This window comes from Levilactobacillus sp. HBUAS70063 (assembly GCF_038374745.1).
Taxonomy (GTDB): Bacteria; Bacillota; Bacilli; order Lactobacillales; family Lactobacillaceae; genus Levilactobacillus.
Genome location: NZ_JBANSM010000014.1, coordinates 1 through 9,159, shown reverse-complemented (window position 1 = coordinate 9,159; position 9,159 = coordinate 1). Strand labels below are relative to the sequence as shown.

The 9,159-nt window shown below is 39.0% G+C and carries 7 protein-coding genes and 1 pseudogene; 5 read left to right on the top strand and 3 right to left on the bottom strand.

Annotation, left to right across the window (positions count from 1 at the left end; all coding sequences use genetic code 11):
* The first annotated feature begins 388 nt into the window (after positions 1-388).
* The 3 genes from V8I28_RS12840 to V8I28_RS12830 are packed head-to-tail and all read left to right on the top strand — an operon-like array spanning position 389 to position 3,346.
* Entirely contained in the window at positions 389-1,582 is a 1,194-nt protein-coding gene (locus tag V8I28_RS12840; protein ID WP_341780450.1) for a quaternary amine ABC transporter ATP-binding protein, read from the top strand.
* A complete protein-coding gene (locus V8I28_RS12835) occupies positions 1,582-2,421 on the top strand; it encodes an ABC transporter permease (protein WP_341780449.1) in 840 nt (279 codons plus the stop codon). The genes V8I28_RS12840 and V8I28_RS12835 overlap by 1 nt, the downstream gene beginning before the upstream one ends.
* A gap of 7 nt (positions 2,422-2,428) precedes the next feature.
* Positions 2,429-3,346 (top strand): glycine betaine ABC transporter substrate-binding protein, encoded by a 918-nt coding sequence (locus V8I28_RS12830; RefSeq protein ID WP_021731002.1) that lies wholly within the window; start codon positions 2,429-2,431, stop codon positions 3,344-3,346.
* Between the two features lie 245 nt (positions 3,347-3,591).
* Here the strand turns inward: V8I28_RS12830 and V8I28_RS12825 are convergent, their stop codons facing one another.
* The 3 genes and pseudogenes from V8I28_RS12825 to V8I28_RS12815 form a co-directional block, all read right to left on the bottom strand.
* The gene (locus tag V8I28_RS12825; protein ID WP_341780448.1) at positions 3,592-4,545 is read right to left on the bottom strand and encodes an IS30 family transposase; all 954 of its coding nucleotides are present in this window, start codon (positions 4,543-4,545) and stop codon (positions 3,592-3,594) included.
* An 85-nt stretch (positions 4,546-4,630) separates the two neighbouring features.
* Positions 4,631-5,866: pseudogene (locus V8I28_RS12820) on the bottom strand (KUP/HAK/KT family potassium transporter); the annotation flags it as partial.
* Between the two features lie 114 nt (positions 5,867-5,980).
* Entirely contained in the window at positions 5,981-6,577 is a 597-nt protein-coding gene (locus V8I28_RS12815) for a recombinase family protein (RefSeq protein ID WP_020923832.1), read from the bottom strand.
* A gap of 348 nt (positions 6,578-6,925) precedes the next feature.
* Between V8I28_RS12815 and V8I28_RS12810 the strand changes: the two genes are divergently transcribed.
* Both V8I28_RS12810 and V8I28_RS12805 read left to right on the top strand, forming a co-directional pair.
* A complete protein-coding gene (locus V8I28_RS12810) occupies positions 6,926-8,785 on the top strand; it encodes an ATP-dependent nuclease (RefSeq protein WP_341780447.1) in 1,860 nt (619 codons plus the stop codon).
* On the top strand, positions 8,775-9,159 hold a 385-nt coding region (locus V8I28_RS12805; RefSeq protein ID WP_341780446.1), incomplete at its 3' end, for a UvrD-helicase domain-containing protein. The genes V8I28_RS12810 and V8I28_RS12805, both read left to right, overlap by 11 nt.

The window sequence follows — 9,159 nt, the reverse complement described above, 5'->3', positions numbered from 1 at the left end:
AACTAATTAATCAACGACCATTAAAAATACATCATCAACAGACTGCCATTGAAAGATTCCGGGCTTGTTCGGATTAAACTTGTAATTTGCCCTATTAAAAAAATTCTAATCACGTTCTAAAGCTGGAGACTTTTAAAAAAATCAAAATTTTGATATAGTGGATTATAGTACTTTTAGGTAACCAAGAAGTTTTTGAACGCCTTATGAAGGTTGAGTAAGATGAAATTGGTTGGATATGGTGCTAATTTCTTGGTTTAGAACAAATTGGTGAATATAAAAAATGTAAATTTTATTTTGACTCATTCATAGCGTTATACACCACGTTACCCAGATTATTATTCCTTATGAATAATAATCTGGGTAACATGCTAATACATGGAGGTGTATGTTGGTGGAAAAAGTTAAAGTTAAAAATGTAACTAAGATTTTTGGAAAGCAAATATCTCTAGCAAAAAAATTGTTGCGTGAGGGAAAGTCTAAAGCAGAGATCCTTTCGCAGACAGGTTGTACTGTTGGAGTTAATCAAGCTAGTTTTGCTGTTAATGAAGGTGAACTGTTTGTAATCATGGGGCTGTCTGGAAGTGGAAAGTCTACGATTATCCGAATGATCAACCGCTTGATAAATTCGACTGATGGGGATATTGAAATCGATGAACAAGGTGTGATGGGCCTCAGTAAGGAAGAATTACGTCACTTGCGCCAAGATAAGATCGGCATGGTTTTTCAAAATTTTGCCTTGTTTCCGCATAAGTCCGTATTACAAAATGCGGCTTATGGATTGGAGCTTAAAAAGTTTCCGTTAGATGTACGAAACAGGAAAGCTCATGAAGCATTGACACTAGTCGGCTTGACCGGGTATGACGACCAATATCCAGATCAGTTATCAGGCGGGATGCAGCAGCGGGTTGGTCTCGCGCGCGCTTTGGCCAATGATGCCGAGATTCTGTTGATGGACGAGGCATTTTCGGCCTTGGATCCGTTATATCGGAAAGAAATGCAGGATTTGTTATTGCAAATTCAAGAAAAAATGCATAAAACGATCATTTTTATTAGCCATGACCTGAACGAAGCTTTGAAATTAGGGGATAGGATTATGATCATGCGTGATGGCCATATCGAACAAATTGATAATCCGGAAGATATTTTGACTCACCCGGCTAATGATTACGTAGAACGCTTCATCGAAGGGGTCGACCGGACAAAGGTCCTGACGGCAAGTAGTGTAATGACGCGGGCCCAGGTGGTTAATATTGGAAAGGCTGGACCACGGGTGGCTTTGCGGAGAATGCGAGCCAACGATATCTCTTCAATATACGTGGTTGATAATGACAACAAATTCGTGGGCTTTGCCGATGCGCATGATGTTTCGGATCTGATTAAGAAGGGCAGTGAAGACCTGAAGTCAGTTCTTAGGACAGACGTGCCTAAGACAAGTGTGGATATGCCAATCAATGCATTGATTAACGATATTTCGAAGGCAGCAATTCCTTATGTCGTGTTGGATGATGACGATCATCTACTAGGCATCATTCTACGGAGTTCTGTTTTGGCGGCTATCGCTGGGGAAGAGGTGAGTGCTTAATGAATATTGGAAAAATACCTTTAGCGGATTGGATCAACTCAGGTGTTGACTGGCTGAGTCAATTTACCGGATTTTTTAATAGTGTGACGATCTTTTTCCAGGTAATCATTGACGGTATTCAATGGGCTTTTGACTTCTTGCCGCAATGGGTCTTTATCTTGGTGGTCTTAGCACTCACGTACTGGGTTAAACGAGGACAAAAGAAAATTAGTTTCATGGTGTTTGAAGTTTTGGGGCTGTTATTGATCTGGAACTTAGGATACTGGCGTGATATGACCCAGACCTTGACGTTAGTTTTGTCGTCTAGTTTGATTGCAATCGTTGTTGGGATTCCACTTGGAGTTTGGATGGCAAAAAGTTCAAGAGCTGAGATCGTAATCAAACCAATTCTTGACTTCATGCAGACCTTGCCAGCGTTTGTTTATCTAATACCGGCCGTTTCATTTTTTGGTATCGGGATGGTACCGGGGGTGTTGGCTTCAGTGATTTTTGCGACGCCACCGACAGTGCGAATGACAAACTTGGGAATCCGGCAGGTGCCAAGTGACTTGATCGAGGTAGCGGATTCCTTTGGCTCGACCAGCTGGCAAAAGCTAATCAAATTACAGTTACCACTAGCAAAAACAACAATAATGTCCGGAATTAATCAAACGATGATGCTTGGACTTTCAATGGTCGTGATTGCATCAATGATTGGCGCCCTTGGTTTAGGAACTCAGGTTTACTTTGCTGTGGGGCGTAATGATGCCGGAGCAGGATTTGCCGCAGGAATTGCTGTGGTTATTGTAGCTATTATTTTGGATCGAATCACACAATCGTTCAACAAAACATCCAAATAAAGGGGGAATGATTAGTTTGAAGAAAAGAATTCTCCGTTATTTGCAAATGGCCACAGTGATTATATGTTTGACAGCCATAGTTAGTGCTTGTGCTAAACCAGCTGAATACGACTCACATAAAAAGTTAGGACCGCAAATCAATTATACGATTACAGGGATCGAAGCTGGTGCGGGTGAAATGGCTAATACACAAACATTGTTGTCAAAATATAAGTTGAAACAGGCTAACTGGCAGATCATGCCAAGTTCTACAGCTGCGATGATTAGCACGTTATCCAAGGCAGTTAAAAATAAACAGCCTATCGTTGTTACTGGCTGGCAGCCACACTGGATGGTTGCTAAATATTCGTTGAAATTTTTAAAAGATCCAAAACATGTTTATGGTAATGGTGAATCAATGCGCACCATTACACGTAAAGGGTTGGAAAAAGATAATCCAGGTGCTACTAAGTTACTAAAGAATTTCCATTGGACAATTTCAATGTCAAATCCAGTAATGCTGAACATAAACGGTGGCATGAATAAGCAAAAAGCTGTCAATCAGTTTATTAAAAACCATCCTAAACAAGTCAAAGCATGGACAGCGGGGGTGCCAAACGGTCATGGCAAAAAAATTAAATTAGTTTATACACCATATGACTATGAAATTGCGACAACCACTTTAGTAACGACTTTGTTGAAGCAAAAAGGATATAAAGCTACAATGCAACAGTTAGACGTGGGAGTTATGTGGAATTCGATAGCTAATGGTAGTTCTGACGCTTCCGTGACTGCTGAGTTACCAGTTACCCATGGCTTGTATGCCAAGAAGTACAAAGGTAAGTATGTTCAATTGCGCAAAAATTTGAAGGGTGCTCAAACAGGGTTGGCAGTTCCCAAATATATGAAGAATATTAATACTGTTGATGATCTAAAAAACAAATGATATTTGCTGTAAAATTTATGGCATTGGACCACACCAATGCCAGTTTTTTTGTTATTTGTCATGTGAAGTTGATGGAATCCTTATGAAGTATCTGGAGCTTAATTGGTCTAGGTACTTTTTTATACCGTCACAGTTTGACGTGCTGGGTGAAGCCATTGGCGTTGAATCTTAATACGGTTGACAAAGTTCTCCCAATTACGGAAGCCAAAAGCAGTGTTTTTAATCTCCCGAATTGTCAAATTAAGTTAGAAATTTTTTAACTGTTCATCTGTAATCTGACTGATGAATGCTTCCAGAGGTGTCTGGTAACCCAAACTTTTTCGTGGGATGTGGTTTCGTCGACTGGCAACTGCTTGAACAAATCCATCTGATAGCTGGTCCATAATAAGATTGTGACGTAAACCATCTTTACGCAGCAGACCATTGGTGTTCTCATTTAAACCACGTTGATTGGGTGCTCCGACAGCGGCAAAGTAAATATTTAAATCAAATTGGTTAGCAATGGTTCGCCAACCAGCGAACTCCTTACCATTGTCAAACGTAATTGACTTAAATAGGTGTCGTGGCAGCTTCGAAAGCCATCCTGCTAAACTACGATTGACATCGTGTGCCGACTTGGTATGCGAATTCAGCACAATTGCGACCTTAGTTTGTCGTTCAACCAGCGTGGTTACCGCACCCTGATGGTTTTTACCTTGAACCGTGTCACCTTCTAAATGGCCGAATTCTTGATTAAAATTAGGATAGTCCTGATAACGATTCTTTAAATCCCTGCCCAATTGACCCGCTTTCCCACGACGTTCAATGTAACCATTAGGGTGCCGTTTGCCGTGCATCGGTAAATCTTTGGTCGACAACCCCAAAACACCGCGTTTGAAAAGGCGGTAAAGGGTTCGAACCCCACAGCTGAAAGCCCGTTCTTGGCGATTAATAATGGTATCTGGTTGCCAACCAGCTTGAATATAGGCCAGTTCATCAGGGCGTAGTTGAATTGGTTTACGCCCACAATGTTGTTTATGCTTTCGATAGTGGTATTGGTAATCAATAATCGTACCGCCAGCGTCAAGAAACCGATAAATACGATACACAGTTTCAGCACTCCGATGGAGCGCTGGGGCCACTAGATAAGCCTTTTTACCGAGTTTCCAAAAAGAATAAATTGTGGCAAGTTCGTCTATAGTAAGATGAGTATAGGTCATTTGTGATCAGCCTTTCTTTTGATTTTGACACTCAAAAGTCTATCACAAATGGCTTTTTAAATTTCTAACTTAATTTTACAAACCGGGAACCAAAAAACAAGGCAATTATAAGCGCCGTTCCCTTATTTAGGTGTTTATTTAAAAATTCATGCAAAAGCACGGTAGTCATAAGCATGGTAATAGTGATTGCTAAACCATACGCAGCCTCCATTTTTTGTAAGCTACCAAAGAACCAGACTACACTGATTGTTATTATACATAGTATCCAATTAACAGTTGCAATATAAATTTGATTTTTTATATTACTTGGATGTCTAATAACCATTCTAGGTAAAAATTTTAAGCCAATTGCTTCATCGACTAAAGTGTAAGAACCCGTAATCAACGCCTGAGAGGCAATGATTGCAGCGAGTGTGGCTAGCAAAATGCCAACTAGGCGCCAAGGCCCTGGGAGCATTTCATAAAGGGGATTTAAGTTCGATAAGTGCCTGTAAGCAGTGTCACCTGCATGTCTAATTATCCAAGCCCCCTGACCTAAGTAATTTAAAAATAGGGTGCTATATACTAGTGGCCAGGTTACATAAATATTCTTCTTGCCAACGTGACCCATATCGGAATATAAAGCCTCTGCTCCTGTGGTTGCCAAAAAGATACTTCCAAGTATAAAGATTCCCACTTTGTTAACTGGACTGAAGAGTATCTTAATTGCATAATAAGGAGAAATAGCCTTCAATATCATTGGATAATTGATTAGATTAACGATTCCAAAGACAGCCAAAAAGCCAAACCATAAAATCATCACTGGTCCAAAGGATTTCCCAATCACACCTGTTCCAAAACGTTGAATCATAAATAATACGAGTAGAACAACTGTTGTGATAATCAAGACGTTATGTTGAGAATTACTAAACACCACAGGGCCAAGGTGTTGTTTTTTTAATCCCTCAATGGCTGAAGTCACAGTTACTGCAGGAGTTAATGTTCCATCGGCCAAAATAGCCGCCCCACCAATCAAGGCTGGCCAAATTAACCATTTTGAATTTTTTCGAACCAATGCATATAAAGCAAAAATTCCGCCCTCACGCTTATTATCGGCTTGCATTGCAATGACAACATACTTCAACGTTGTAATGATCATTAATGTCCAAAAAATCAACGAGATCGATCCAATCACGTAATCGGGAGAAATATTTCCCATTTTACCGGCGTCACCAATCAATGCATTCATAACATACAATGGTGAAGTGCCAATATCACCGTACACAATTCCTAAAGTAACAAGTGCCCCCGCAAAAGAAACACGTTCTAGTTGCTTATTCATATTTGCTTGTCCCCAACGCTAATTATTGAAATATAGCATTGCAAAATACTAATCCTAAATACGAAGAAAAGCAACTATGCCATATACATCATAATGAAATCACTTTAAAGAAGCTCATAATTTACAATCTACCTTAACATTAAATTTCTTTCGATACCTTATAAAGGTTGTCCGTTTAATTCCTGTATTACGGGCAACATCGACATCACTCATGCCTGCCTGATAAAGTTTAAAAGCATGTTGCAAGCGGGGATCGTCTTGGGTGTATTGGGGTTTACGCCCATGATATTTACCCTGCTGCTTAGCTAAGGCAATCCCTTGTTGCTGGCGCTCAATGATTCGCTTACGTTCACTTTCGGCCTGATACTTATAGAGTTCAATAATCAAGTTGGTCATCAGTTGACGTAAATTTGGGTCAGCAATCCCTGTCATGGACGGCAAATTTAACACATCTAGGGTGGCACCCTTATTTTGAATGGAGTTCATGATCTTAGTCAAATCATGGTTGTTTCTGCCTAAGCGATCTAATTCAGTTACCATTACAATATCACCCTCACGAATATAGGCCAGCATTTTTTGCAGCTCTGGCCGATTAGTGTTAGCCCCACTTAATTTATCCGTAAATAATTTATCAACGTCTTTTAAAGCCGCTAATTGTCGATCTAAATGTTGCTCCTTGGAACTCACACGCGCATAACCGATTTTAGCCATTTCTAGCTCTCCTTTTTGGACAGTTCTAATGAACATCTGTATTTCCTAGTATAGCACAGAAATAAAAACGGCCACTAGGGTATACCCTAGTGGCCAAAATGAATGGTATGCTTTTCAGGATGCTACAATCACATAGTAAATACATATGTATTATTTTTAGTAATCCGTATTAACGTTGCTACTTAGTGTGATTCTTTAAACATTCTTTTTCCATCATGAATAAATTGACCAAACTAATTGGGAAGTAATATAAACCCGGGTATAATTTACTTATTATGAGTGTTTTAATATAAACAATGGCTAATGAACAAAATCTTTAACCTTAAGAAAAATTTAGGAGGGAAGAGCTTGCAAATACAGACACTTAAAATTAAGAATTTTAGACAATTTGGTCCAGAAGTATGTACTATTCAGTTTCACCATGGATTAACAGTATTGGTAGGAGAAAATGATGCTGGAAAATCTGCTATTATCGATGCCTTGCGGTATGCAATGGGAACTACTGATATGAGGTGGAATCGTATACTACCATCAGACGTCTTCAATAACGATCTTAATAACGAAATTCAAATACAAGTGTGTTTCAATAATTTAACTGAAGATGAGAAAGCATTATTTTTAGAATATCTTACTTATACCAAAAGTGGACCAGTTGTCTACTTGAATTGGACTTGCCACTTTAGTCTAAAATTCAATCCAGCTCGACCTATTGTGGAGATAACTTCAGGAAAGAATGGAGATGGCCCTACATTTGTTGCGGAGGCCCGTGAGATGTTTAGAACTACATACCTGAAGCCTTTGAGGGACGCATACATGGATATGCAGGCTGGGAAGGGCTCAAGACTATCACAAGTCATTAAACAAGTACCCAACTTAGATTGCGGAAGCTCAGAATATTCTAAAGAAACCCAAGTTACAGATCTGTCTCTCACTGGAATTTTTAATTTGACGAACTACCTTTTGGAAAATTTCGCGCCTTTGGTAAAAGCCAGCGAACAAATGAATAGTATTTTAACTCAGACAATGCTCTTAAATGGAGATCAAGTTAAAACAAAGTTGGAGGTAGCTAATTCCAATGTTTCTGAAAGCCAGAAAGTTTTATTCCTCCTAGAAAAAGTTGGGCTGAACGTTGATCACGATAAAAAGGATGTCTACGGGATTCCGGGATTGGGAACTAGTAATATTATGAGTATGGCATGTGAACTTTTATTGCAGAAGCAAAAAAGTAACTCAAGCCAGTTCACTCTCATTGAAGAGCCAGAAGCACATATTCATCCACAGCGTCAAATGAAGTTGATTCGGTCTTTGGAGTCTTCAGCTAATGATTCTTCTCATCAAATAATTGTAACGTCTCATTCACCACTGCTTGCCTCCGTTGTACATTTGGAAAATTTGGTTATTGTAAAATCTGGAAAAGTTTATCCTATGGATGTTAAGAGCACAAAACTTGCTGCAAATGATTATAAGTTTCTCGAAAGATTTTTAGACGCAACCAAATCTAACCTATTTTTTGCGAATGGCGTGCTGATTGTTGAGGGAAGTGGTGAAGAAATACTTCTCCCAACACTAGCAAAGTTAATAGGTCGAAATCTTTCTGACTATGGTGTTTCCATAGTAAATGTTATGAGTAAGGGCTTAATACATTATGCAAATATTTTTAAACGCTCTGATGACACAAAGATGGGGATTCCTGTGGCTTGCATTACTGATAGAGATATAGAACCAGACGTAGCTCCAAACATTCTAAACCAGGATGTCGAAAATACAAAGCGTCATTGGCACACAGAAAGTGATCTTCTAAAAGATTCAAGTTTGCAAGATAAATTAAAGCAACGGGAAGAGGATATTAATGACGGTGATGTAAAGGCGTTTATTTCCAATCATTGGACACTTGAATATGATCTTGTTTGGTCAGGGTGGAAGAATGACATATTTAAAGAGACATTGATTGATGCTTTATTTCAAGCTACTGGAATTAAACAAGGAACTCAAACTAGATGGCGCAAGGGTTTCGATGACGCTAAAGATTCAGAAAGTCGTTCTGTATTATTCTATAAACATGTTAAAGATCACAAAGCAGAATTTGCTAATTATTTAGCTAATAAGTTAGAAGACATGTTGGATGCTGAGATTTCATATAAGGAAATTATCCCATCTTATTTAGTTGATGCCATTAAATACGTAACTGGTGGAAATAATGAAAAATAGTGAAATTGTAATAACAGATGCGGATATTGATCAAATTGAAATTGCAATGGGGAACCAAATACACTTTGATTTTAATCGTCGAGAGATTATTAAGAGTATGCCACCAAATGATTTTCAAGATGTTCAAGCCTTCCCAGGCACTGGGAAAACGACTCTGTTAATCACTAAGCTTGGTATTCTTGCTCAAAAGAGGAGTAATATGTCCTCGGGAATTTGTGTACTTTCTTTTACAAATGCAGCACGTGAAGAAGTTCAGCGAAGATTGGGCGGTACATCTTATGGACTGAAGGTTGAAAGTACGAAAATGGGCCTCAGCCCTTGGGAAACTTGGACTGAGGTTAATAAATATAGTCATTTGGCGTCATTGAGCCTTG

What these genes read in the sequence shown, in the direction of transcription:
- V8I28_RS12835 (WP_341780449.1), top strand. Translation starts at nt 1,582, where the DNA reads ATGAATATTGGAAAAATACCTTTAGCGGATTGGATCAACTCAGGTGTT.
- V8I28_RS12830 (WP_021731002.1), top strand. Translation starts at nt 2,429, where the DNA reads ATGATTAGTTTGAAGAAAAGAATTCTCCGTTATTTGCAAATGGCCACA.
- V8I28_RS12825 (WP_341780448.1), bottom strand. Translation starts at nt 4,545, where the DNA reads ATGACCTATACTCATCTTACTATAGACGAACTTGCCACAATTTATTCT.
- V8I28_RS12815 (WP_020923832.1), bottom strand. Translation starts at nt 6,577, where the DNA reads ATGGCTAAAATCGGTTATGCGCGTGTGAGTTCCAAGGAGCAACATTTA.